This is a genomic window from Arthrobacter alpinus (assembly GCF_001294625.1).
GTDB classification, from domain to species: domain Bacteria; phylum Actinomycetota; class Actinomycetes; order Actinomycetales; family Micrococcaceae; genus Specibacter; species Specibacter alpinus_A.
The window spans coordinates 1626039-1649664 of the sequence record NZ_CP012677.1; the positions used below are offsets into that span (position 1 = coordinate 1626039).

The 23626-nt window shown below is 61.2% G+C and carries 21 protein-coding genes; 9 read left to right on the plus strand and 12 right to left on the minus strand.

What is annotated here, in order from left to right; genetic code table 11:
* Positions 1 to 32 precede the first annotated feature (32 nt).
* Positions 33 to 1034 (minus strand): anthranilate phosphoribosyltransferase, encoded by a 1002-nt coding sequence (gene trpD, locus AOC05_RS07210; RefSeq protein ID WP_230085669.1) that lies wholly within the window; start codon positions 1032 to 1034, stop codon positions 33 to 35.
* Between the two features lie 249 nt (positions 1035 to 1283).
* Between trpD and AOC05_RS07215 the strand changes: the two genes are divergently transcribed.
* The 4 genes from AOC05_RS07215 to AOC05_RS07230 all read left to right on the plus strand — a co-directional run bounded on the left by AOC05_RS07215 (position 1284) and on the right by AOC05_RS07230 (position 5606).
* Complete coding sequence (locus tag AOC05_RS07215) at positions 1284 to 1922, plus strand: cytochrome c oxidase subunit 3 (RefSeq protein WP_186760728.1); 639 nt, start codon at positions 1284 to 1286, stop codon at positions 1920 to 1922.
* Between the two features lie 90 nt (positions 1923 to 2012).
* Entirely contained in the window at positions 2013 to 2801 is a 789-nt protein-coding gene (locus tag AOC05_RS07220) for a c-type cytochrome (RefSeq protein ID WP_062006652.1), read from the plus strand.
* Between the two features lie 100 nt (positions 2802 to 2901).
* Positions 2902 to 3930, plus strand: a complete 1029-nt coding sequence (locus AOC05_RS07225) for a ubiquinol-cytochrome c reductase iron-sulfur subunit (RefSeq protein ID WP_062006653.1) — start codon at positions 2902 to 2904, stop codon at positions 3928 to 3930.
* Positions 3931 to 3932: 2 nt separating this feature from the next.
* A complete protein-coding gene (locus AOC05_RS07230) occupies positions 3933 to 5606 on the plus strand; it encodes a cytochrome b (RefSeq protein ID WP_062006654.1) in 1674 nt (557 codons plus the stop codon).
* Between the two features lie 217 nt (positions 5607 to 5823).
* Here the strand turns inward: AOC05_RS07230 and AOC05_RS07235 are convergent, their stop codons facing one another.
* Positions 5824 to 6603 (minus strand): GntR family transcriptional regulator, encoded by a 780-nt coding sequence (locus tag AOC05_RS07235; RefSeq protein WP_062006655.1) that lies wholly within the window; start codon positions 6601 to 6603, stop codon positions 5824 to 5826.
* An 81-nt stretch (positions 6604 to 6684) separates the two neighbouring features.
* Between AOC05_RS07235 and AOC05_RS07240 the strand changes: the two genes are divergently transcribed.
* Complete coding sequence (locus AOC05_RS07240; RefSeq protein ID WP_062006656.1) at positions 6685 to 6972, plus strand: HPr family phosphocarrier protein; 288 nt, start codon at positions 6685 to 6687, stop codon at positions 6970 to 6972.
* A gap of 122 nt (positions 6973 to 7094) precedes the next feature.
* Here the strand turns inward: AOC05_RS07240 and AOC05_RS07245 are convergent, their stop codons facing one another.
* The 5 genes from AOC05_RS07245 to AOC05_RS07265 all read right to left on the minus strand — a co-directional run bounded on the left by AOC05_RS07245 (position 7095) and on the right by AOC05_RS07265 (position 12178).
* Positions 7095 to 7496 (minus strand): cytochrome c oxidase subunit 4, encoded by a 402-nt coding sequence (locus tag AOC05_RS07245; RefSeq protein ID WP_062006657.1) that lies wholly within the window; start codon positions 7494 to 7496, stop codon positions 7095 to 7097.
* Complete coding sequence (ctaD, locus tag AOC05_RS07250; RefSeq protein ID WP_062006658.1) at positions 7493 to 9199, minus strand: cytochrome c oxidase subunit I; 1707 nt, start codon at positions 9197 to 9199, stop codon at positions 7493 to 7495. The genes AOC05_RS07245 and ctaD overlap by 4 nt, the downstream gene beginning before the upstream one ends.
* A gap of 13 nt (positions 9200 to 9212) precedes the next feature.
* Positions 9213 to 10082 carry a cytochrome c oxidase subunit II gene (coxB, locus tag AOC05_RS07255; protein ID WP_062006659.1) on the minus strand — a complete coding sequence of 290 codons (870 nt, stop codon included), beginning with the start codon at positions 10080 to 10082 and terminating at the stop codon, positions 9213 to 9215.
* A 186-nt stretch (positions 10083 to 10268) separates the two neighbouring features.
* On the minus strand, positions 10269 to 10655 hold the full coding sequence (locus AOC05_RS07260) for a HesB/IscA family protein (RefSeq protein ID WP_062006660.1): 387 nt from the start codon (positions 10653 to 10655) through the stop codon (positions 10269 to 10271).
* A gap of 110 nt (positions 10656 to 10765) precedes the next feature.
* The gene (locus AOC05_RS07265) at positions 10766 to 12178 is read right to left on the minus strand and encodes a dipeptidase (protein ID WP_062006661.1); all 1413 of its coding nucleotides are present in this window, start codon (positions 12176 to 12178) and stop codon (positions 10766 to 10768) included.
* Between the two features lie 70 nt (positions 12179 to 12248).
* Here AOC05_RS07265 and AOC05_RS07270 point away from each other — a divergent pair, with 70 nt between their 5' ends.
* Entirely contained in the window at positions 12249 to 12851 is a 603-nt protein-coding gene (locus AOC05_RS07270) for a DUF3043 domain-containing protein (protein WP_062006662.1), read from the plus strand.
* 161 nt (positions 12852 to 13012) lie between these two features.
* The gene (locus AOC05_RS07275; RefSeq protein ID WP_062006663.1) at positions 13013 to 14017 is read left to right on the plus strand and encodes an aldo/keto reductase family protein; all 1005 of its coding nucleotides are present in this window, start codon (positions 13013 to 13015) and stop codon (positions 14015 to 14017) included.
* 23 nt (positions 14018 to 14040) lie between these two features.
* On the opposite strand, the gene AOC05_RS07280 is transcribed toward AOC05_RS07275, so the two are convergent.
* Positions 14041 to 15108 (minus strand): quinone-dependent dihydroorotate dehydrogenase, encoded by a 1068-nt coding sequence (locus AOC05_RS07280; protein ID WP_062006664.1) that lies wholly within the window; start codon positions 15106 to 15108, stop codon positions 14041 to 14043.
* Positions 15109 to 15212: 104 nt separating this feature from the next.
* On the opposite strand from AOC05_RS07280, the gene AOC05_RS07285 reads away from it, so the two are divergent.
* Both AOC05_RS07285 and AOC05_RS07290 read left to right on the plus strand, forming a co-directional pair.
* Positions 15213 to 16886: an FAD-binding dehydrogenase gene (locus AOC05_RS07285; protein WP_062006665.1), complete on the plus strand. Its 1674-nt coding sequence runs from the start codon at positions 15213 to 15215 to the stop codon at positions 16884 to 16886.
* Positions 16887 to 16942: 56 nt separating this feature from the next.
* Complete coding sequence (locus AOC05_RS07290) at positions 16943 to 17929, plus strand: alpha/beta hydrolase (RefSeq protein ID WP_231687194.1); 987 nt, start codon at positions 16943 to 16945, stop codon at positions 17927 to 17929.
* A gap of 167 nt (positions 17930 to 18096) precedes the next feature.
* On the opposite strand, the gene AOC05_RS07295 is transcribed toward AOC05_RS07290, so the two are convergent.
* The 4 genes from AOC05_RS07295 to leuA all read right to left on the minus strand — a co-directional run bounded on the left by AOC05_RS07295 (position 18097) and on the right by leuA (position 23564).
* Entirely contained in the window at positions 18097 to 19992 is a 1896-nt protein-coding gene (locus tag AOC05_RS07295; RefSeq protein ID WP_062006667.1) for a DUF222 domain-containing protein, read from the minus strand.
* 116 nt (positions 19993 to 20108) lie between these two features.
* Positions 20109 to 20849 carry an isoprenyl transferase gene (locus AOC05_RS07300; protein WP_261388486.1) on the minus strand — a complete coding sequence of 247 codons (741 nt, stop codon included), beginning with the start codon at positions 20847 to 20849 and terminating at the stop codon, positions 20109 to 20111.
* Positions 20850 to 20931: 82 nt separating this feature from the next.
* On the minus strand, positions 20932 to 21684 hold the full coding sequence (recO, locus tag AOC05_RS07305; protein WP_062006669.1) for a DNA repair protein RecO: 753 nt from the start codon (positions 21682 to 21684) through the stop codon (positions 20932 to 20934).
* Between the two features lie 137 nt (positions 21685 to 21821).
* Complete coding sequence (gene leuA / locus AOC05_RS07310; RefSeq protein WP_062006670.1) at positions 21822 to 23564, minus strand: 2-isopropylmalate synthase; 1743 nt, start codon at positions 23562 to 23564, stop codon at positions 21822 to 21824.
* Between the last annotated feature and the right edge of the window lie 62 nt (positions 23565 to 23626).

The window sequence follows — 23626 nt, forward strand, 5'->3', positions numbered from 1 at the left end:
ACTAAGCCGTCGGCCCCGCCTCACGATGTCCTCTAGAGGTCCCCGGCTGAGAGCGCCATCCAGTTCTTGAGCACATTGGCAGCGGCACCGCTGTCAATGGCAGCCTCGGCACGCGCCGCCGCGAAGCGTATGCGCTCCTCCAGCGACCCGGAAGCCGTAGGGTCGTAGGCCACCAGTCCGGCCGCGGCGTTCAGGACGACGGCGTCGCGAACCGGAGAGCGTTCACCGTCAAGGATTCCTCGCACGACGTCGGCGTTGTACTGTGCATTCTCGCCGCGCAGGTCCTCGATCCTCGCACGGGCAATGCCAACGTCCAACGGGTCGAACGTGGACTCTGTGACCTGGCCGTCCCGGACCTCCCACACCGTGGAGGGACCCGTCGTCGTGAGTTCATCAAGGCCGTCGCTGCCGCGGAACACCAAGGCCCGCACTCCTCGGGCGGCCAGCACTCCTGCCACCAGGGGTGCCAGGCGCGCGTCGGCGACACCGATGGCCGACGCGGCCACCCGGGCCGGGTTGGTCAGCGGCCCCAGCAGGTTGAAGGCGGTGGGGACACCCAGCTGACGCCTGGCAACAGCTGCGTGGCGCATGGACGGGTGGAAGTAGTTGGCGAAGCAAAATGTGATGCCCACTTCTGTGGCAGAACGTGCCACGAGGTCAAGGGGCATGTCCAGACGGACCCCCAACGCCTCAAGCACGTCGGCGGATCCCGCCGCGGAGGAGGAAGCACGGTTGCCGTGCTTGACCACCGTGGCGCCCGCTCCCGCGCAGACCAGGGCGGCCATGGTGGAAATATTCACCGTGTTCAGGCGGTCCCCGCCCGTACCGACAATGTCCAGCGCATCGGCGTCAACTGCTAGGGGCCGAGCATTGGCAAGCATGGCCTCAACCAGGCCCGCTACCTCCGCAACCGTCTCACCCTTGGCCCGAAGCGCAACAAGAAATCCTGCGATCTGCACATCGTTGGCGTTCCCAGCCATGATGGCGTTCATGGCCCATTCCGTTTGCCCGGCGGAAAGATCTTCACGAGCCATCAGCGCCGCAATAAGGTTGGGCCACGTCGGGTCGGCGGGCAGTGCCGCATCTTGAGCATTCACCCTCCAAATCCTAGAGCAAACTCGGCCTTCACGAACCAATGTGACCATTGACATGCCCACCCGACTGTGCATAGCCGGCTGGGTTAACCCTGTGAAACAACCGGGTTTTCGCAGGTTTGTAGAAAAAGATTCCCGAAACGGCATTTCGCATTGGGATTGCTGGAGTTTTATAGACATAATGTCTATGTGACAACTGCGACCCATGCCCCCAGTACCCCGGCGCATCCGACGCTGAATCGACCGAACATGGTTTCTGTAGGAACCGTAGTTTGGTTGTCCAGTGAACTGATGTTCTTTGCCGGCCTTTTTGCCATGTACTTCACGCTGCGTTCCACCACTGGTGGAATGTGGGCGGAAGAAACGGCCAAGCTGAACTTCCCGTTCGCCTTGGTGAACACGCTCATTCTGGTTTCCAGCTCATTCAGCTGCCAGATGGGTGTATTCGCTGCGGAGAACCTTCAGCCGCGCCGCACCGGCCGCCTCTTCCAGTTCTCCCGTTGGGGAATGACGGAGTGGTTCTTGCTGACCTTCGTTCTTGGTGCCATCTTCGTATCCGGTCAGTCGACCGAGTACGCCATGCTGACCTCCGAGCACGTAACCCTTAATTCCAACGCCTATGGTTCCGCGTTCTACATGACAACAGGCTTCCACGGCCTGCACGTCATTGGCGGACTTATTGCATTCCTGCTCATTATTGGCCGCGCCTACGCTGCGAAAAAGTTTGGACACTTTGAAGCAACCAGCGCGATCGTCACCTCGTACTACTGGCACTTTGTGGATGTTGTGTGGATCGGCCTCTTCTTGGTCATCTACGTCCTGAAGTAGGCTGATACCCAGCTTTCTTCAACACGAAGCAGAATTAGCTTTTGCGGCTCTCACTAGGGGCTGCCGAATACAGATCAAAGGAACCACCAAGTGAAGGCACTCTCGCAGAAGCGACGTCATCCGTTGGCTGCACTAGCATTGCTAGTGCTGGGGCTCATGCTGACAGGTGGGCTATACGCCGTTGTCACAACCGTGAATGAAGCCAAAGCCGATACCACCACCTTTACCGCGCAGCAGGTTGAAGAAGGCGAGAAGCTCTTCGTTGCCAACTGCGCCACCTGCCATGGCGTCGGCGCCAGTGGCACGGACGCGGGACCGTCCCTTGCAGGCGTAGGCGCTGCCGCCGTCGACTTTCAGGTCGGCACTGGCCGCATGCCCATGCAGATGCAGGGACCCCAGGCTCGGCAAAAGCCCAAGCAGTTCAACGCCGATCAGACCCGTGAGCTGTCTGCATACGTAGCCACTCTCGGCGACGGCCCGGCCTTGCCGGAAGAGCAGTTCATTGACGGCAAGGGCAACGCGGCCGCTGGCGGGGAACTATTCCGCGTCAACTGCGCCATGTGCCACAACGCTGCTGCCGCTGGCGGCGCCCTGACCCGAGGCAAATTCGCACCCGCCCTAGCAGGGGTGTCCAACAGCCACATGTACAGCGCTATGGTCACCGGACCCCAGAACATGCCTGTCTTCAATGATGCCAACATCTCCCCGGAGGGCAAGCGCGACATCATCACGTTCTTGAACACCATTGAAAACCAAGGCTCCCCCGGCGGAGCCAAGCTCGGCTCACTCGGCCCTGTCTCCGAAGGACTTTTCCTTTGGACGGCCGTCATGGGTGTCGTCATCGGATTCACCATCTGGTTGACATCACGCCCGTCATAGCCGGCCCCTGAACCAAATATTTTGGCTGCTTTTCGCAGCCGTGAGAAACTTACATTACGAGCCCGGGAAATATCCGGGATAAGAGAAGGATGAGGGGATTATGGGCAACCATAGTGACGGCTCGCCGACAAGCTCGGACGCCGTAGCTAAGGCTGGTCACAAAGAGGTGGATAAGTTCCAGGACCCGGGACTTCCTCCACATCGTTTGCGACTAGCTGACACGGACCCCAAGGCAGCAAAGCGAGCCGAGCGCCAGGTGGCAATTCTGTTTGGAATTTCCATCGTTGGCACCTTGCTTTTCTTCTTTGCCTACTTTGGCATCCGCCTAGATGAAACCATCGCCACGTTGCGGATGCAGAACCTATTCCTTGGACTGGGAGTCACCTTTGCCATGTTGGGCATAGGCGTTGGAATCGTGCACTGGGCCCGCGCCCTGATGCCCGACCACGAGGTCTCCGAGGAACGTCACGAGCTGCGCACTGAGGAAGACCGCTTGGCCGCCTTGGCGATCGTCGATGACATCGTCGAAGAGACCGGCATCAAGCGTCGCCCGCTGATCCGTAATACCCTCATCGGAGCGATGGCCCTGGCACCCTTGCCGGCCATCGCCATCTTCCGTGACCTGGGACCGCTGCCGGGCAACACCCTGCGGCACACCTTGTGGAAAGAGGGCGAGCGTCTTGCCCGCGATCCCGATGGCACACCCATCAAGGCTTCCGATGTCACCATCGGTTCGGCGTTCCACGTCATTCCTGAGTCGCTGAATAAGCTTGAGGCTGGCAAGTTGAACGAGAAAGCCAAGGCTGTCGTCTTGCTGATGCGCCTAAACCCGGAAGACCTCAACCCTTCCAAGGGTCGCGAAGACTGGGCCTACAACGGCATCGTCGCGTACTCCAAGATCTGCACCCACGTTGGTTGCCCTGTTGCCCTCTACGAGCAGCAGACTCACCACCTGCTCTGCCCCTGCCACCAGTCAACCTTTGACTTGACGCAGGAGTGCAAGGTCATCTTCGGCCCGGCCGTTCGCCCCTTGCCGCAGCTGCCCATCACCGTGGACAGCGAAGGCTACTTGGTTGCGCAGAGCGATTTCCACGAACCTGTTGGACCTAGCTTCTGGGAGCGTGGCTGATCATGTCCAGTACAACTCAAGAGACCTTCGAGCCCAAGACAGCCACAGGACGTATCACCAACTTTGTTGATGAGCGTGTGGGCGGTTCGGGCATCCTTCGTGAATTTGGCCGGAAGGTTTTCCCCGACCACTGGTCCTTCATGTTCGGTGAAGTGGCGCTGTATACATTTGTCATCTTGCTCCTCTCCGGAACATTCCTGACATTCTTCTTTGACCCGTCCATGGCTGAGACACACTACAACGGCTCCTTTGTGCCCCTCAAGGGCGTTGAAATGTCGGTTGCCTACAGCTCCTCGCTTAACATCTCCTTTGACATCCGCGGCGGCTTGTTCATGCGCCAGGTACACCACTGGTCAGCCCTGTTGTTTGTGGCCGCTGTTTCGGTACACATGCTCCGTGTGTTCTTTACCGGGGCCTTCCGCAGGCCCCGCGAACTGAACTGGGTTGTTGGCGGCGTATTGCTGATCCTGTCGATGGCTGCCGGCTTCACCGGTTACTCCCTCCCCGATGATTTGCTTTCCGGCAACGGCTTGCGCATCATCGACGGCGTGATCAAGTCCATCCCGATTGTTGGCACGTACATCTCCTTCTTCTTGTTCGGCGGTGAATTCCCCGGCACAGCCATTGTGGGACGCCTCTACATGATGCACATTATGCTGGTACCGGCCTTGATCCTGTTGATGGTTGCCATTCACTTGTTCATGGTCGTCATCCACAAGCACACGCAGTACCCTGGCCCGGGACGCAACGACCGTAACGTGGTCGGCTACCCGCTCGGCCCGGTTTACGCGGCCAAGGCCGGTGGATTCTTCTTCATCGTGTTCGGCATCATCGCCTTAGTCGCCGCAACGTTTACCATCAACCCCATCTGGAACTACGGTCCCTATGACCCCTCCCCCGTCTCGGCAGGCACCCAGCCTGACTGGTACATCGGCTGGGTCGATGGCGCCTTGCGCCTGATGCCAGGATGGTTGTTCAACATCCCGATGGAATGGCACATTCCGTTCCCGTGGGGCGTGAATACCTTGTCTTTCAACGTTCTTGGCCCGGCTTTGATCCCTGCAGGCATCGTCTTCACCGCACTGTTCGCCTACCCGTGGATTGAGCGCTGGATAACCCGCGACAACCGTGAGCACCATGTGCTTGACCGCCCGCGCAACGTGCCTACACGTACGGCGATCGGTGTTGCAGGCTTCATCTTCTACTGCGTGATGTGGGCAGCGGCAAGTTCTGACTTGATCGCAACCCACTTCCAGGTCGCGCTGAATGACGTCACGTACTGGTTGCGTGCACTGTTCTTCATTGGCCCGATCCTTGGCTTCATCGTTGCCAAACGTGTTGCCTTGGCCTTGCAGCGCAAGGACCGCGAGATTGCCCTCCATGGCCGTGAGACCGGACGCATTGTCCGTCTTCCGCACGGTGAGTTCCAGGAGATGCACGCCCAGCTTGACGACTACAAGCGTTACAAGCTGGTCGGCTTCGAGTCCCACCTTCCGGAGGACGGCATTCCGAACGAGAACGGCATCGTCACCAAGACGGAGAAGCGCCGCGCACTGCTGAGTCATGTGTTCTTCGAGGACCGCGTGGCACCTGCCACACCGTCCGAGTTTGCTGCCGCCCACGGACATCATGAGGCCATCGAGCCAAGTGAAGAGTCCAGGCAAGTTGAGCACTAAGACACACTGGTAATCATCAGCCCAACAAATGTGGCGGTTCCCTTCAAGGGAACCGCCACATTTGTTTAGGCCCTTCCGGCCGCCCGCCCATTGTTTGCGGGGCACTCCCGTCATGTCAGTCACGCCCGTCATGCCCGTCATGCCCGTCATGCCCGTCATGCCCACGGTACCCCGGCCGCTCCCCCACGCGCCCTGGGAGGCCGCTTGCGGGCGTTCCCTAGTAAGTGCGTCTAGTGCGCACCCCGGGCCGCTGGAGGGGCACCCGCAGCTTGTAACGGTCGGCGCGGTAGAACGACACCGAGTAGTCAACAGTGGATCGGGAAACGAACGCGTGCCTCTCCATGCGCAGGACCGGGGCGCCGACGTCGACCTTTAACAGCCGGGCAATGGAGGGAGTGGCAGCGTTGGCCTCCACAATGTCCTCGCCCCACTCGATGAGCAGGCCATAGCGCTCACTGAGGAGGTTGTACAAGGAGGTGGGTGGCCCATGGTCCAGGATGCCAGGCACGCGCCAGGCGGGGATGAAGTTCTCATCCACGCTCATAGGTTCATCGTCGGCCAACAACAGCCGTCGAAATCTGATCACCGCCTGGCCCTCCTCCATCTGCAGTTCCCGTGCCAGCCGGGCAGTTGCCGGTATCTGTTCAAAGGAGAGGGTCTTAGCCGCCGGGCGCATGCCCCGTCGCTGCATCTCCTCCGAGTAGGAGGTCAACTTCACTTGCACGTCGAGCTTTTTGTGGGAGACAAAAGTGCCGACACCAATGACCCGTTCCAGCAACTCCTCATCAACCAGGGCCTCAATGGCATGGCGCACGGTCATCCGGGCCACGTGGAAGTGTTCGGCAAGATCACGTTCGGACGGCAACTGGCTGCCGGCCTTGGCGTTCTCTGTGATGTAGTTGCGCAGCAACTCACGCAATTGGATGTGCACAGATATGCCGGATGTCCGTTCAAGACTGCCGGCCACATTGTTCGCCGGCGGTACTAGATAGCCCATGAAACTCCTTTGATGACCATGACCAGACTAAAACACGACTACTCTCAGTACGTAAAGCATCTACTTCTCAAGGAGCAAGAAATGTACACCCGGAAAGCCACCATAGCGGCCAGCGTAGGCTTACACGCCAGGCCCGCTGCGGTCTTTGTCCGTGCCGTCAACAAGACCGGGCTGCCCATCACCCTCGCCAAGGCCGGACTGGCGCCGGTGGACGGCCGCTCACTTTTGGAAGTTATGAGCGCTGACTTCGCTTGTGGCTGCGAGGTGGAGATCGCCGTGGCAGCTGGCAGTCACGACGACTCGCACGTACGCCGCGCCATTGACCAGTTGGCACAGTTGCTCCTGACAGACCTCACGGACCCCGCATAAGGCAACTCTTAGTTGGGGAACGCAACAACAAGAGGGGCTGTCCACTACCGAAGTAGTGGACAGCCCCTCTTTTTCTCACACGGGCCTTGCCGCAAGCCTCAGGGAAACGCGTCCCCTATCGGCTAGTGTGCGTGGTCGCCACGGCTGTATTCATAAACCCAGCCGACCAAGGCAATAACTGCCAGCCCTGCCCCGAAGAACAGGACCCACCAGCCAACGGCCAAGCCAAGGAACCCGGAGGCACAGGCCAAACCCAAAACTAGCGGCCACCAGCTCCAGGGACTGAAGTGCCCCTGCTCGCCGGACCCTTCGTGGACCTCTGCGTCGACGCGATCTTCGGGACGCGGCCCCACCCGATTACCCGTGTAGTACAGGTACACGCCAACCATGAGGCACAAACCCGCCAACAAGTACATGGCCAAGAAACCAACAGGCTCATTCCACGCAACCATAAACCCGTAAACGGTGGCTACCGGGATGAAGAACAGACCTACCAAGATGAAAAGCCAGGCTTCAACCTTCATTTGCTTGCTCCATTCGACGAGGCACCAGCCGGGACAGGCTGGTAATGCGGTGCCAGCTCGGGGTGGTGCAGATCCAAGGCCGGCCGCTCCGAACGAATACGTGGCAGTGAGGTGAAGTTGTGACGCGGCGGCGGGCAGGAGGTTGCCCATTCCAGCGAGGCTCCAAAGCCCCACGGGTCATCAACTTCGACCTTTTTGCCACTGCGCCAGGTGATGTACACGTTCCAGAACCAAGGAATCATTGAGGCTCCAAGCACGAACGAGGAAATCGTGGAAAACTGGTTCATCCAGGTGAAGTTGTCTTCAACCATGTAGTCGGCGTAACGACGAGGCATGCCCAACACACCCAACCAGTGCTGGATCAAGAACGTGCCGTGGAAACCAAGGAACAACATCCAGAAGTGAATCTTGCCCAAACGCTCGTTCAGCATGCGACCGGTGAACTTGGGCCACCAGAAGTAGAAGCCGGCGAACATGGCAAACACCACCGTGCCAAAGACCACATAGTGGAAGTGGGCCACAACGAAGTAGGTGTCCGAGACGTGGAAATCCAACGGCGGTGAAGCCAAGATGATGCCGGTGAGGCCACCGAACAAGAACGTCACAATGAAGCCCAGGCTCCACAACATGGGAGTTTCAAAGGTCAGTGACCCTCGCCACATGGTTCCTATCCAGTTGAAGAACTTCACACCAGTTGGAACAGCGATCAGCATGGTCATAAAGGAGAAGAACGGCAGCATGACCTGGCCGGTGACGTACATGTGGTGGGCCCACACTGTAACCGAAAGGGCAGCAATGGCAATGGTGGCGAAGACCAGACCCTTATAACCGAAGATCGGCTTTCGGCTAAAGACCGGGAAGATCTCAGAGACGATCCCGAAGAACGGTAGCGCAATGATGTACACCTCGGGGTGCCCGAAGAACCAGAACAAGTGCTGCCATAGAATTGCACCACCGCTTTCGGCATCAAAGATATGCGCCCCAAACCGGCGGTCGGCACCCAGTGCGAACAAGGCTGCTGCCAGCGGGGGGAATGCCATGAGGATCAAGATAGCCGTGACAAGCGTGTTCCAGGTGAAGATGGGCATGCGCCACATCGTCATGCCGGGAGCACGCAGGCAAATGATGGTGGTGATGAAGTTGACGGCACCCAAAATGGTTCCGAAACCTGACAACGCCAAACCAAACACCCACAAGTCGCCACCGATTCCGGGGCTGAACGTGGTGTTGGACAGAGGCGCGTAGGCGAACCAGCCGAAGGCAGCTGCACCCTGGGGGGTGATGAAGCCGGAAACCGCAATGGTGCTACCAAAGAGGAAGAACCAGAACGCCAGGGCGTTCAAACGCGGGAAAGCTACGTCGGGAGCACCAATTTGCAAAGGCATGATGACGTTGGCGAAACCTGCAAACAGCGGCGTGGCAAACATCAGCAACATGATGGTGCCGTGCATTGTAAACAACTGGTTGTACTGGTCTTTGGTCTGCAGGATCTGCATACCGGGCTCAAACAGCTCCGCACGAATGATGAGCGCCATGACGCCACCAAGACAGAAGAAGATGAATGATGCGATCAGGTACATGTACCCGATCGTTTTATGGTCTGTGGAGGTGATCCAGTTGACGACGATACGTCCCTTAGATACTGGTACCACCTTAGGTGCAACCGCATTGATTTCGGTTGCCGAGTACTCGAGTGTAGACACTTTCCTCTTCCCCCTACTTCTGATTCAGATTCGGATTGCGGTCATACTTATTACCCAGTTCGCCGGTCTGACCCTTGGCCTTCAAAGAAGCCAAGTGAGCATCAAATTCGGCCTGCGTGACAACCTTGACATTGAAGAGCATCTCAGAGTGGTATTCGCCACAGAGTTCAGCGCATTTGCCGTCAAAGGTGCCCAAGGCAGTGGGTGTCAGCGTCATGTAGTTGGTCTTGCCTGGCAAGATGTCCAACTTGTTCAAGAATGCCGGAACCCAGAAGGAGTGAATGACGTCACGGGAGTTCAGCTGAAGCTCCACGGAACGATCGACGGGCAAGTACAAGGTGGGCAACGTCGACTTGTCGAACGGCTTGCCGTCTAACTGTGCCTGGACACCGACGTCATAGACGGCATCCTTAACATCATTGCCGGCCATGTAGTTGAAGTCCCACGACCACTGCTTGCCACGGACATCAATGGTGACGTCGGGGTTGTCAACACGCGCGGTGATGGATTGCTGCGCGTTATCGGTGAAGTAAAAGAACACCAACACCATAAACAGCGGAACCAGCACATAGAAAATCTCCAGCGGGAGATTGTAGCTGGTCTGTCGCGGGAAGCCGGTGGCACCCTTGCGACGACGGTAGGCGATGATGCACCAGATGATCAGACCCCACGTAATAAGGCCGATGATCAAGACGGTGATCCAGGTGTTAACCCACAGATCTATGATCCCTGCCGTGTGATTGGTCGTATCACGTTCGGCTGGCATCCAGCCGTTCTTATTCTCTGCCGTACATCCTGACAAAGCTAACGCTCCGGCAATCGCCAACCCAGCTATGGGGATGACTTTTGCGCGTCGGCTGCCGGTTCGGTCCTGCGAACTCACAGACGGCCCTTCCTCTTGTTACTGCGCACCGAACAGGCTGTGGGCCAGCGGTGCGAAACGGGTTTTACTACTCGATGTAGAGCTTACCGCTTGAGCACGCAAAAAGCGTACTAAACCCACCGTGCGTCGGGGGCAAAATCAACTTTTGCCCCGCGGACGTTCTACAGGGAGTAATGAAGTCACTGACTAGTGGAACGAATCACCGCAGGCACATGAGCCTCCGGCATTGGGGTTGTCGATGGTGAATCCCTGCTTTGAGATGGTGTCCTCAAAGTCAATGCTGGCACCGGCGAGGTAGGGCACACTCATTTTGTCGATGACAACTTCGACGCCGTCAAAGTCACGGACCGCATCTCCGTCAAGGATCCGCTCGTCAAAGTACAGCTGGTAGATCAAGCCTGAACAGCCACCGGGCTGGACGGCAACACGAAGCCGCAGATCCGTGCGGCCTTCTTGCTCAAGGAGGCTGCGGACCTTGCCGGCGGCAACATCGCTGATCAGCACTTCGTGGGCGGGAAGCTCGGCTGAGTCGCTGACAGCGGCAGGAGTTTCTTCATGGACATTTGCAGTCATGGCATTTCCTTACGTGGGGTACAAGTACATGCTACGTCGAGCCCGGCAGGGGCGCTAACTATGGCAACGGATTCTTTCGGGGTTATGTTCCCAACCCCTGTATTGGCGGCCTAGAGGGTGTTCATGGCGGCCAGCATCAGTGCCTCGGCCACTATCGCCTTTTCAAAGTCCCCTAGGTGCAAGGACTCGTTGGCACTGTGCGCCCTTGAGTCCGGGTCCTCAACACCCGTGACCAGGATTTGGGCGTCGGGGAACATGTCGTTGAGATCGGCGATGAAAGGGATGGACCCACCCATGCCGCTTTCCACGGCGGGTACACCCCACGACTCCCCCAGCGCCCATAGGGCGGTCTGTGCCGCCGGCGCCTTGGTGTCGGTGGCGAACGCCTGGCCCGCCTCCCCCGGGGTGAAGGTGACGCGGGCACCGAAGGGTGCGTGCTTGTGAATGTGGGCGTCGAGCGCCTCCATGGCCTCCTCCGGGGCTTGGCCGGGGGCCAGGCGGAGGCTGATTTTGGCACGTGCCGCAGGCAGCAGCGTGTTGGAGCTCATCGCCACCGACGGGATATCCATGCCAATGATGGACAGAGCCGGTTTCGACCAGAGACGGGAGGTGATGGTGCCCGTGCCGGCCAGCTGAACGCCGTCGAGCACGGCAGCGTCACTGCGGAAAATTTCCTCCGGGTAGTCAAGGTCAGAGTCCTGTGCCGTCGCCAACCCCTCGATCGCGACCGAGCCGCAGTCGTCATGGAAGGTGGCGATGAGACGGGCCAGCAGCGTCGGGGCGTCAAGGATGGGCCCACCGAACATGCCCGAATGCACTGCATGGTCAAGCACCCGTACTTCCACGGTGCCGTCGACTAAGCCGCGCAGGCTGGTGGTCAGGGCAGGGACGCCCACCTTCCAGTTGGCAGAGTCGGCGACCACGATGACGTCACCGGTGAGGAGTTCATGGTGTGTCTGCAAGAAGGTGCGGAAGGTGGGCGAACCGGCTTCCTCCTCCCCTTCGATGAAAAGTGTCACCCCAAGTCCGTAATCGGCGCCCAGGACCTCATTCAAGGCGCGCATGGCACCGATGTGGGCCATGATGCCGGCTTTGTCGTCCGCAGCGCCGCGGCCAAAGAGGCGGCCTTCCTTTTCGACGGCGGTAAACGGCTCCGTCTCCCACAAGGTCAGGTCGGCTGGCGGTTGGACGTCATGGTGGGCGTACAGCACCACTGTCGGGTAGCCCGGGGCTGCAGGCTTGCGAGCGACGACAGCCGGGCCGCCCGGCGTCCCGTCGTCCTTGTTCACGCGAAGGATCTGCACGTCCTCAAGGCCCGTGCTTCGGATCAGTGTAGCCACCGCCTCGGCACTGCGGTCCAGCTGCGTAGCGTCGAAGGCGTCCCAGGCGATGCCGGGGATAGCCACCAGCTCGACGAGTTCGGCCACGGTGGCGGAAAAGTTGTTGGCAACGCTGCCGCGCAAGTCGGCAACAAGGACTCCTGCTCCGATGGGAGCGGACGGGAGGGAAAAGTCATCAGTCATGCACGCAACATTACTGCCACACTCCGGTATCCGGTCACAGTTACCCGCCGCGACAGGGTATCCTATACGGGTGTTTGGACGAAAGAAAGATCAAGCCCCCGACCAGCAGCTGACGGCTGCCTCCTCCGAGCAGATTGACCGGTTCAAGGACCCGCAATCTGCCAAAGGCGTGCCCACGCCCTCACGTAGAGCACAGGAAGAGGCCCGTAAGCGCCCCCTGGTACCCAACGACAGGGCAGCAGCCAAGGTTGCCGCCCGTGAGGCCCGCCGCGAGGAACAGGCACGGATGCGCCGCGCCCTGGATACCGGCGAGGAGCGCTTCCTTCCCCTCCGGGACAAGGGACCGCAAAAGAAGTACGCCCGCGACTACGTGGACGCCCGGTTCAGCCTTGGCGAATACGTCATGTTCGTGGCCTTGGCGATCGTGGTGCTCACCGTGGTGATTCCACCGTCGAGTAATTCGCAGATCATCGTCTTTGGCCTGTTCTGGGTCATGGTGGCAGGTGTCGCCGTTGACGCATGGCTGATGTCCCGCAAGCTCAAGCGCAAGATCATTGAAAAATTCCACAGCGTCGACTCGGGCGTCATCTGGTACGGCACCATGCGTTCGCTGCAGTTCCGCCGTCTGCGTCTGCCCAAGCCCATGGTCAAGCGCGGGGAATGGCCCAGCTGACCCAACCGCCCAAACCAACACGCCGGTTCCCTCCCAACGGAGGGGACCGGCGTCGTACGTTAACACAACACCCGCCCGGAACCCGTTTACCGCTAGCGCCTAACGTCCTCCCCACACTCGCTTCGCTCGCGCAGGGCCCTTCGGCCGCTAGGCTGGGGGCCATGGACTATAGATACCTTGGCCGTTCGGGCCTGAAAATCACTGAAATCACCTACGGCAACTGGCTCACCCATGGCTCCCAGGTGGAGAATGACGTCGCCACCGCCTGCGTCAGGGCCGCCCTAGACGCCGGGATCACCACCTTTGACACCGCAGACGTCTATGCCAACGGCAAGGCTGAAGAAGTCCTCGGTGCGGCGTTGGCCTCCGAGCGCCGGGAGTCCCTGGAAATCTTCACCAAGGTGTACTGGCCGGTTGGCCCCAAGGGCCCCAATGACACCGGGCTCTCACGCAAGCACATCATGGAGGGCATCAACGGCTCCCTGCGGCGCCTGAACATGGACTACGTGGACCTATACCAGGCCCACCGCTTTGACCATGAAACGCCGCTGGAGGAAACCATCGGTGCGTTTGCCGATGTGGTGCGTGCCGGTAAAGCCCTCTACATTGGCGTGTCGGAATGGAACGCCGAGCAACTGCACCGCGGGCAGCTGCTCGCCCGCGAGGCAGGCTTTGCGCTGGTCTCCAACCAGCCCCAGTATTCGGCCCTGTGGCGTGTGATTGAGCCAGAGGTCATCCCGGCCGCGAAGGAGCTGGGCATATCGCAGGTGGTGTGGTCACCCATGGCGCAGGGCGTGCTCTCCGGCAAATACCTGCCCGGCGCTCCCTTGCCTGCCGGTTCGCGCGCCACAGACGAGCACGGAGGTGCAAACACCATCAAGGCCTACCTTGATGACACCATCCTGAGCAATGTGCAAAAACTTCGACCCATCGCCGATGAGCTGGGGTTGACCATGCCGCAGCTGGCCATCGCTTGGGTGCTACAAAACGACAACGTGGCAACAGCGCTGGTGGGCGCGTCCAGGCCGGAACAAGTTGCCGAAAACGTGGCCGCCTCGGGAGTGAAGATTCCAGTCGAGCTCATGTCCGCCATTGATGAGGCCTTGGCACCAAGCATCGTCAACGACCCGGCCAAGACGGTCAGCCCGGCCACGCGCGTGGCGTAACAGGGCGCGTTGATTCACCTGACTCACTTGCGGAGTTGGGTAAGTTCCTTATTGATGCGGGCCGCCCAAAAGGGGCCCTCATAAAGGAAGGCCGTGTAGCCCTGGACCAGGGTGGCGCCGGCGTCGAGGCGTTCTTGAACCTCGGCGCCGGTTTCCACCCCACCGACGGAGATCAACGTCAGCGAGTCCCCCACGGCGGCCTTGAGCTGGCGCAGCACAGCCAGGGACCGGGCCTTGAGCGGGGCCCCAGAAAGCCCGCCGGCGCCTTTCTCTTCCACCAGCGCGGCCGGGCTTCGCAGGCCGTCGCGACTGATGGTGGTGTTGGTGCAAATGATGCCGTCAAGTTTCATCTCCATGGCCAGCGCCGCAACGTCGGCCACATCCTCATCGGAAAGGTCGGGGGCAATTTTCACCAGGAGCGGGACGTGCCTGCCAGCCGCAGCGTCGGCTGCCTCGCGAACACCTGCCAGCAGCGGGCGCAGTGCTTCCACGTTTTGCAGCAGACGCAGCCCGGGCGTGTTGGGTGAGCTGACATTGACCACCAGGTAGTCGGCGGAGGGTGCCAAGGTACGGGCGCTGGCAAGGTAATCCCCCAGCGCGTCGTCGAGCTCCACGAGTTTCGTCTTGCCAATGTTCACGCCGACTATAGGGCGCACTCCCCGGTACGTCTTGCCCAACTCCGCCACGGCCCGGGTGAGACGCGGCGCAACGGCCGCTGCGCCGTCGTTGTTGAAGCCCATGCGGTTAATAACGGCACGGTCCTCCACGAGGCGGAAGAGGCGCGGAGCAGGGTTGCCGGGCTGGGGCTGGCCGGTGATCGTGCCCACCTCTATGTGTCCAAAACCTAAGTTTGCCAGTGCATTGACGCCCTGGCCCTCCTTGTCGAAGCCGGCAGCCAGACCAAATGGCGTGGGAAACGTCAGGCCCAAGGCGGTGGTTTGCAGCGCGGGCGACGGGGCGAACATTCGACGCATCACGGCACCGGCACCCACGGTATGGGCGGTCTTGATCAAGGTGAAACCGATCTTGTGCGCCCTTTCGGCGTCCATCCAGGAGAAACAGAGCCGGAAAAAGGTGGGATATATTCGCATACCCCCTAGTTTTCCGTCTCCGCGCCACAACTGCAAAACGTCTCACAGCCCATCCTTCGTGTTCCACTCACCGGAGAGGGAACAGCAGGGACTAGCATGGCCACATGGAAAGCGATGAGGTTGGTACACAGTTCCACGCTGACGTGGTGGTAGTGGGCGCAGGTCTCTCCGGGCTGGTCTGCGCCGCCGAGGCCTACAACGCCGGCCGGAGCGTCCTGATTCTCGATCAGGAACCCGAGGCCTCCTTGGGCGGGCAGGCGCACTGGTCATTTGGCGGGTTGTTCCTGGTGGACTCCCCCGAACAGCGCCGCCTCGGTGTCAAGGACAGTGCCGAACTTGCCCTGGGTGACTGGATGGGCTCGGCCGCGTTCGACCGTCCGGAGGATTTTTGGGCGCGACAATGGGCGGAATCCTATGTGAATTTTGCGGCCGGGGAAAAGCGTTCCTGGTTACACGCCTTGGGTGTGCGGTTCTTCCCGCTGGTGCAATGGGCTGAGCGCGGTGGCTACGACGCGCAGGGCCACGGCAACTCTGTTCCCCGCTTCCACGTTGTGTGGGGTACGGGCCCGGGCATCCTGGAGCCCTTCCTGGCCAAGGTCGCCGAAGGTGTCGCCGCCGGTCGCATCCAACTTGCCTTCCGCCACCGGGCCACCGAATTGATGCTCGACGGCGGTGCCGTCACGGGCGTTCGCGGGCAGGTTTTGGCGCCCTCCCGCAGTCCCAGGGGTGTGGCCAGCAGCCGCGAGGTTGTGGGGGACTTCACAGTGTCAGGCGCCGCTGTCATTGTCACCAGCGGCGGAATTGGCGCCAATCACGACATGGTGCGTCAACAGTGGCCCGGCCACAAGAGCCCAAAGTTCATGCTCACGGGTGTTCCCGCGTCGGTTGACGGCGACTTTCAACAAGCTGTTGCCTCCGCTGGCGGAAACCTGGTCAACACCGACAGAATGTGGCACTACCCGGAGGGCATCCACAACCCGGATCCCGTCTGGCCAAACCACGGTATCCGCATCCTCTCCGGGCCGTCACCGCTGTGGCTGGACGCCACCGGGCACCGGCTGCCTGTACCGCTATTTCCCGGCTTCGACTCACTCGGCACGCTCCGGCACTTGGGGACCACCGGCCATGACCACTCGTGGTTCGTGCTCAATCAGACGATCATCAACAAGGAGTTTGCGCTCTCCGGCTCCGAGCAGAACCCGGATCTGACCGGAAGGGATGTGAAGTTACTGGCCAAGCGTGCCCTGCCGGGAGCCACCGGTCCGGTGCAGAACTTTCTACACCACGGGGTCGATTTCTTACAGGCCGTCACAGCGCAGGAATTGGGCACCAAAATGAACGCACTCGTTGGCGAGGACCTTATTGACCCGCAAGGCCTGTTTGAAACCTTAGCGGCACGGGACCGGCAGGTGCACAGCGGTTTGGGCAAGGACACCCAACTCAATGCCATTCGAGAAGCCCGCCGATTTGCCACCGACAAGCTGATACGCGTGGTTCCTCCGCACGCCATGATGGCCCCGGAACACGGACCCCTGATCGCTGTGCGGCTTTCGACGCTGACGCGCAAGAGCTTGGGTGGCCTGCAAACGGACCTGGCCGGCAGGGTCCTGAACTCCGACGGCGTCCCCGTCGCTGGCTTGTACGCCGCGGGCGAGGCCGCAGGTTTCGGCGGCGGCGGCCTGCATGGCTATCGCTCGCTCGAGGGAACATTCCTAGGTGGCTGCCTCTTCTCCGGGCGCACTGCAGGACGCCAAGCCGCCAGCGACACCGCCGGATGAGGGCTGCTGCATCCGCGTCCTGGTCACCGGATATTCTCGGTCCCGACTACCAAGCAATGACACTTCAGGCACCCCGCCCCGATGGCACAGCCCGCCGTGCCACCCTGATTCGGCATAGTCCAGCCGACGGAGGCGCCGACGAATCCGGTCGCTCTCCACGCTTGGGCGTGCTCTACATCCACGGCTGGAGCGACTACTTCTACAACACCGGACTCTCTGAGTTCTTCTCCAGCCACGGCTACGACTTTTACGCCCTGGATTTACACAACCACGGCCGTAGCCTGGAATCAGCGGAGCTCGGTGGCTACGTGGATGACCTCGCTGACTACGACGATGAAATCCTGCTGGCCCACCAAGTCATTGCTAACGAGCTCTACCAAGGGAACGCTAAACCCGAAGGCCCGGCAGCTGAGTCTGTGCACACAAACCCAATCGGACGGGCCGCCATCATTCTGGTAGGCCACTCAACCGGTGGGCTTATCGCCGCCCTCTGGGCACGCAAGTTCCCCGACAAGGTAAGCCACCTGGTTCTAAACAGCCCCTGGCTGGAAATCCATGGTGGGGCTGCCATCCGGCGTGCAGCCACTCCGCTGGTCCGGCCCGTGGCCGACCGCCGGCCCCTGACCAGGATGCGGGTGCCGGAGCGCACGTTCTACTGGCGCGGAATCAGCGACGAGGCCTACGGGGACTGGCACGTGGACAGGCACATGCGACCGCCCCAGGCTTTCCCCGTGAGGGCCGGCTGGATGCAGGCCATCATGGCTGCCCAGCGTGAGGTTGCCAGCGGGTTGGCCCTGCCCATGCCCGCTCTGGTCTTACTCTCGGCACGCAGCATGCTGGGGCCCGTATGGAATGAGGCAATGCTTCACGCCGACGTCGTTCTGGACGTGCGTGCCCTGGCTTTTCGGGCGCTTTCCCTCGGGAGCAGCGTGGCCCTGGAACGCATCGACGGCGCCTTGCACGAGGTCTTCCTCTCCAACAAGCCCGTGCGCGACGACGCCTACAACAGGCTTGCCCGCTGGCTGCGGGGATACGTCGACTAGCAGGCGTCGTGCGATGCGGTTCCTCCCCGACAAGCGCGGGCTCCATGAGGGACACAACAGGTCGTTCTGCGGTACGCTTCCGGCCACCAGTCTCAGTGATTTTGGCCAACACTTCGCGGGTGCCGGGTGCCTGGGTGCCGGGCCTGTGTTGTGGGGGAGGGTGCTTGCTAGAAGGGTGCGTTTTGTTCGTTGTCGGGGTGGTTGTGGAGGTATTCGCGTCCGGTGGGGGTGGTGGTTTTGGTGGCACCGTTTTCGGCTGGTTCTACGTTCCAGCCGGTGGTGGGCTCGTCTTTGAGGCGGTGGCAGTAGATGGAGCGTGGGCAGAGGTTCTCGGTGCTGGTGTGGCCTTTGGGCAGGGCGGTGCCGTTGAGGGTGTACCGGGTTTGGTGGAACGGGATGGTGTGGTCGATCTGGCAGTTCCGGGCCGGGGTGTCGCACCCGATTCCGGTACAGACAGGGTCCCGGAGACGGACGAGCCTGACCATGTCCGCGGGTGGTTTGTAAGCGGTGCGCCCGATACTGACGATGGTACCTTTTTCGGGGTCGGTGAGGATCCGGTGCCAGGAGCTGGCCCCGGCGGCGAGTTCTCTGGCCTGATCGGCCGGGATGGGACCGTACCCGTCGAGATGGCCGGGCTCCTCCGAGGTGTTCAGCAGAGTCAGGAACGGGATAGTGACGTTGACCTTAGCCGGGATACGAGGAGCAAACCGTGGCTCCGGAACCGACCCACCACCGGGCAGCCCATTCCCTGCCAGCCCATTGCCGCTCAGCCCATTGCCGCTCAGCCCGGTGGTGGGGTGGGGTGCTGGATGGTCTGGTGCTGGATGGTCTGGGGTGGGGTTGTTACAGGAGCAGTCAGTGCAGCTGGTGGCGGGGTGGAGGAAGGCTTGATGGATCAGGTCCAGGAAGCAATCGGCGAGGTAGTTATCGTAGCTACGGGAGGGCCGCCCGGTCGGGGTCAAAGCGGTGGAGGGTTCCCCATCCTGTTGGGCCTGTCTGGCCCAGGCTTCTAAGGACTGGAACAAGGCCAGGGCTGGTGTGGCGGGCAGGATCGCACCGAGTTGGGCCATCCCGTCGGGCAGGGGCGTGAACCAGACCCGGCGCTGGATCCGGGCCCGCTCGTGCCGGACCGCCAACGGTTCAGGGTTGAAGCGTTCGGCCAGGCGCCGGATCTTGCGGGTCAGCCCGGCCGGGTTCATCCGGGCCGCCCCGGGCAAAAACAGTGGCTCCAGCACCAAGAAGAGCTCCTCGGGAACGTTCTCCAGGCCCCGGTGGATGGCCCGGATCCGCAACCCGTCCAGCAGACCCTGCCGGTGCAGGGCCAAGGTCGCCGGGAGCGCGGTCAGGGTCGCGGCGTCATCGAGTCGATGCTCGGCGGCGCCCCGCCCGATCGCGTATACCGCCATCAGTTCCCCGGCAGCCCACAACGACACCCCGCCGCGTTCCCGGACCGGTTCATCGGCCAGAGGCGGACGACGGGTAGCAAACACGGCCACCGCCTCGGCTTCCCTGGCCTGAGCGAAAGCGGCCAAACGGTTCGCCGCATGCATGAAGTCCAACACCTCGTTATCGGCCAGCCCGGCCGGATCCAGAACCTCCAACGCCTCGGCCCCCGCAGCAGGGGTCCACACCACACCGGCAGGGTTGTCCTTCCTGGGCGCCTTAGGAAGGTCCGGAACCGAAGCCCGCACCACCGCCACCGCAGCATCCGCACCCACACCAGAGAGCGACACAGGCAACAGTGCCCCAACCCCCAGCCCCGGTACAGGCGCGGCAGGCAAGAACTGGGCCGCCCATTCCTCCGCACTGATCTCCCGCGACGGGCCGATCCACGTGACATTGCGCATCTGCGGGTCATCGGCAAAAGGATCACTGGCAATCAGCCGGGCCAGCGCAGCACCATCCCCATCCACCACAGCATCCACAGCAACACCGAAAGAATCATGGCCGGAAAAATCGCCGCCAACAATCCCCTCCGGCCCAAAGCCGGGGTCCTGATCCAAAAACGCCTGCCCGGAAGGGGTGGAACCCCTCTTGCTACCGGACCGATCAACGGTGCCCATACACCAATTTTAGACCTAAATACGCCAGCAAGGAAGTACTATAGAACAAATGTTCTAATAATATTTACTCTTCTCCCAGTCCCGGCACGGGATACATGCGAGGAACGTGAGCGGAATCAGCTGGTGGACTTGGCTGCATCCACAGCGCCGCCATAGCGCCTGTCCCTGCGGGCGTATTCATCAACCGCCGCCCACAAAGTCCTGCGGTCGACGTCGGGCCACAGCGTGTCCATGAAGACAAATTCAGCATAGGCGCTTTGCCACAACAGGAAGTTGGAGAGCCGCTGCTCGCCGCTGGAACGCAGGAACAAGTCCACGTCCGGCACATCGGGCAAGTACAGGTATTTTTGGATCGTCTTCTCAGACACCGAGCGCGGGCTCATTTTTCCGGCCGCAACATCGGCCGCCAAGGCGGCAACGGCGTCGGAAATTTCAGCCCGTCCGCCGTAATTAACACACATGGTCAACGTAATGGTGTCGTTGTCCTTAGTGTGCTCCTGTGCCACTTCCAGCTCCTTGATCACGGATCCCCAGAGCCTTGGTTTGCGGCCTGACCACCGAATGCGTACGCCCCAGGAGTCAAGTTGGTCCCGCTGACGTCTTAATACATCTTTGTTAAATCCCATGAGGAAACGAATTTCCTCCGGTGAACGCTTCCAATTTTCGGTGGAAAAGGCGTAGACACTAACGTATTTGATACCCATTTCAATGGCGCCAGCCATGACGTCCAACAACGCCGGCTCCCCCGCCTTGTGACCCTCCACCCGGGGCAGACCGCGCTGGTTGGCCCACCTGCCGTTCCCATCCATGACGATGGCCACATGCGCGGGGATCAGCTGCGCGGGAATCGCTGGCATGATCTCCCCTGAGGGGTGCGGCCAAGGCGCCACGACGGCCGGCTTTGTGGTGCTTCGACTGCTGCGTTGGACTGCCACGGGTTTATGCACGCTCCACAAGTTTCAGGGAACGCACGGTGCGCTCCAAATGCCATTGCACGTAACCGGCCACGAGGCCTGCAGCCTCCCGGCGGTGAATATTCTCCGAAGCGTCAGCGCCGGCCCAATCCCCGGAGAGCAGGCACGCCAGCAAGAACATGGTTTGCGGGGCCGGAGCCGGTGAACCGGGAGGCCGACAGTCATGGCAAACGGCACCACCCAAGGCGGCATTGAAGGCGCCATGGGGACCAGGATCACCACATCGGGCACAGTCTCCGAAGCTGGGCGCCCACCCCGCGATGGAAACAGCCCGTAGCAAGTAGGAATCCAAAATCAGTTCGGTGGAATGTGCGCCCCGGCTCAACGAGGCAAGTGCCCCCACCAGCAACAAGTAGTGTGCCGTGGACGTTTCACCATCAACGTCCGTGAGCCGCTCCGCCGTCTCGGTCATGGCCGCAGCCACCACATAGCGGTCGTAGTTGGCGGCGATCGCATCCCCATAGCTACCTTTGGCCACCGCCTGGGTGACGATGTCCAAGGTGCGGCCCCTGACCAACTGGAGGTCGGCCACCATGAACGGCTCCAACCTGGCCCCAAACTTGCTGCTGGTGCGCCGCACACCACGCGCCACGGCCCGCAACTGCCCATGATGATGAGTCAGCAACGTGATGATCCTGTCGGCTTCCCCTAGTTTGTGGGTTCGCAGTACGACGGCGTCATCCCGGTAAGTGCGGGCGGCAAAGGATTGGTTGGACACTATTCCATTCTCCCACTATTCGCCCGGCGCGGTCAGTTGCACCGCGCCAGCAATCAACCTAGCCCGCATTGCTGGGCCCACGCTTGCCAGGTTCCCAGTAAATCGCGCCAGCGATTTACTGGGGCGGCAAGTGGGGACTACGCTGCCTGTGCGTCGCGGACTGCGCGGTTCACGGCGGAGATGACTGCCTTCAGTGAGGACGTGGAGGTGTTGGCGTCGATACCGATGCCCCACAGCACCCGCTCACCCACTGCGCATTCGACGAAGGCTGCTGCGCGGGCGTCGCCGCCTTCGGAGAGTGCATGCTCGGAGTAGTCCAGGACGCGGACATCCACGCCGTCTTCTCCGAGGATGGCCAGCAGCGCCGCAATGGGTCCGTTGCCGGTGCCCGTGCGTGTGGTGCTCACCCCGTCGATGGTCAGCTTGGCGATCAGCGTCATTTCGCCGTCGTCATCGGTGGACGTGGTGAACGGACCAATATGGTAGCGGCCCCACGCGTTCTCGCTTGCTTCGGCCGGCAGGTACTCGTCGCTGAAGATGGTCCATAGCTTGGCGCCGCTGACCTCGCCGCCCACCGTGTCCGTCTGTTTTTGGATGACACCGGAGAACTCGATCTGGGCACGTCGTGGCAGGTCCAGATTGTGCTCGTTCTTGAGCAGGTATGCCACACCGCCCTTGCCCGACTGCGAGTTGACCCGGATGACGGCCTCGTAGCTGCGGCCCAGGTCCTTCGGGTCAACAGGCAGGTACGGGACAGCCCAAGTGTGCTCGGAGACGGCGTGTCCGGCAGCCTTTGCGTCCGCTTCGAGGGCTTCCAGGCCCTTCTTGATGGCGTCTTGGTGCGAACCGGAGAACGCGGTGAAGACCAGATCGCCGCCATAGGGGGTGCGCTCGGCCACCGGAAGCTGGTTGCAGTACTCGACGGTGCGCCGCACGTCGTCGATGTCGGAGAAGTCGATCATGGGGTCGATGCCCTGTGTGAACATGTTCAGTCCGAGGGTGACCAGGTCGACATTGCCGGTGCGTTCACCGTTGCCGAAGAGGCAGCCTTCGATCCGGTCGGCACCGGCCAGGTACCCCAGCTCGGCCGCGGCAACACCGGTCCCACGGTCGTTGTGCGGGTGTAGGGACAAGATGATGCCCTCCCGCGGGTGCAGGTTGCGGCTCATCCACTCGATCGAGTCCGCGTAGACGTTGGGCGTGGCCATCTCCACCGTGGCAGGCAGATTAATGATGACCTGTTTGTCGGCGGAGGCCTCGAAGATGTCCGCGACGGCGTTGCTGACACGCAGCGCGTACTCTGGCTCGGTGCCGGTGAAGGACTCCGGTGAGTATTCGTAGGTGATGCGCGTGTCGGTGAGCGTTTCCTCGTACTTCTTGCACAGGCGGGCACCCTGCAAGGCGATGTCCAGGATACCGTCTTCGTCCTGGTTGAAGACAACCCGGCGCTGCAGTACGGAGGTGGAGTTGTACAGGTGCACGATCGCCGTTTTGGCGCCAACCAGGGACTCGTAGGTGCGCTCAATCAAGTGCTCGCGAGCCTGTGTCAGGACCTGGATGGTGACGTCATCGGGAATGTGGCCGCCCTCGATCAGCTGGCGGACAAAGTCGAAGTCCGTCTGCGACGCGGAGGGGAAACCCACCTCAATTTCCTTGTAGCCCATCTTAACCAGCAGCTGGAACATCTTCATTTTGCGGCCCGGGCTCATGGGATCGATGAGCGCCTGGTTCCCGTCACGCAGATCCACTGCACACCAGCGCGGAGCCTTGGTGATGACCTTGTCCGGCCAGGTGCGGTCCGGCAGGCTGATGGAGATCTGTTCCCGGAAAGGAACATAGCGGTGTGCCGGCATTCCAGAGGGCTTTTGCATATTTCGCATGGAGGGGACCTTAATCTTGTTCAACAGGTGGGGGCCGGCCAGGGCAACACAAACACCGCAGC

Excerpts from the sequence above, each read along its gene's own strand:
- trpD (WP_230085669.1), bottom strand. The coding sequence starts at position 1,034 with ATGGCTCGTGAAGATCTTTCCGCCGGGCAAACGGAATGGGCCATGAAC.
- AOC05_RS07225 (WP_062006653.1), top strand. The coding sequence starts at position 2,902 with ATGGGCAACCATAGTGACGGCTCGCCGACAAGCTCGGACGCCGTAGCT.
- AOC05_RS07230 (WP_062006654.1), top strand. The coding sequence starts at position 3,933 with ATGTCCAGTACAACTCAAGAGACCTTCGAGCCCAAGACAGCCACAGGA.
- AOC05_RS07235 (WP_062006655.1), bottom strand. The coding sequence starts at position 6,603 with ATGGGCTATCTAGTACCGCCGGCGAACAATGTGGCCGGCAGTCTTGAA.
- AOC05_RS07240 (WP_062006656.1), top strand. The coding sequence starts at position 6,685 with ATGTACACCCGGAAAGCCACCATAGCGGCCAGCGTAGGCTTACACGCC.
- AOC05_RS07245 (WP_062006657.1), bottom strand. The coding sequence starts at position 7,496 with ATGAAGGTTGAAGCCTGGCTTTTCATCTTGGTAGGTCTGTTCTTCATC.
- AOC05_RS07260 (WP_062006660.1), bottom strand. The coding sequence starts at position 10,655 with ATGACTGCAAATGTCCATGAAGAAACTCCTGCCGCTGTCAGCGACTCA.
- AOC05_RS07265 (WP_062006661.1), bottom strand. The coding sequence starts at position 12,178 with ATGACTGATGACTTTTCCCTCCCGTCCGCTCCCATCGGAGCAGGAGTC.
- AOC05_RS07275 (WP_062006663.1), top strand. The coding sequence starts at position 13,013 with ATGGACTATAGATACCTTGGCCGTTCGGGCCTGAAAATCACTGAAATC.
- AOC05_RS07280 (WP_062006664.1), bottom strand. The coding sequence starts at position 15,108 with ATGCGAATATATCCCACCTTTTTCCGGCTCTGTTTCTCCTGGATGGAC.
- AOC05_RS07285 (WP_062006665.1), top strand. The coding sequence starts at position 15,213 with ATGGAAAGCGATGAGGTTGGTACACAGTTCCACGCTGACGTGGTGGTA.
- AOC05_RS07290 (WP_231687194.1), top strand. The coding sequence starts at position 16,943 with ATGACACTTCAGGCACCCCGCCCCGATGGCACAGCCCGCCGTGCCACC.
- AOC05_RS07295 (WP_062006667.1), bottom strand. The coding sequence starts at position 19,992 with ATGGGCACCGTTGATCGGTCCGGTAGCAAGAGGGGTTCCACCCCTTCC.
- AOC05_RS07300 (WP_261388486.1), bottom strand. The coding sequence starts at position 20,849 with ATGCCAGCGATTCCCGCGCAGCTGATCCCCGCGCATGTGGCCATCGTC.
- leuA (WP_062006670.1), bottom strand. The coding sequence starts at position 23,564 with ATGCGAAATATGCAAAAGCCCTCTGGAATGCCGGCACACCGCTATGTT.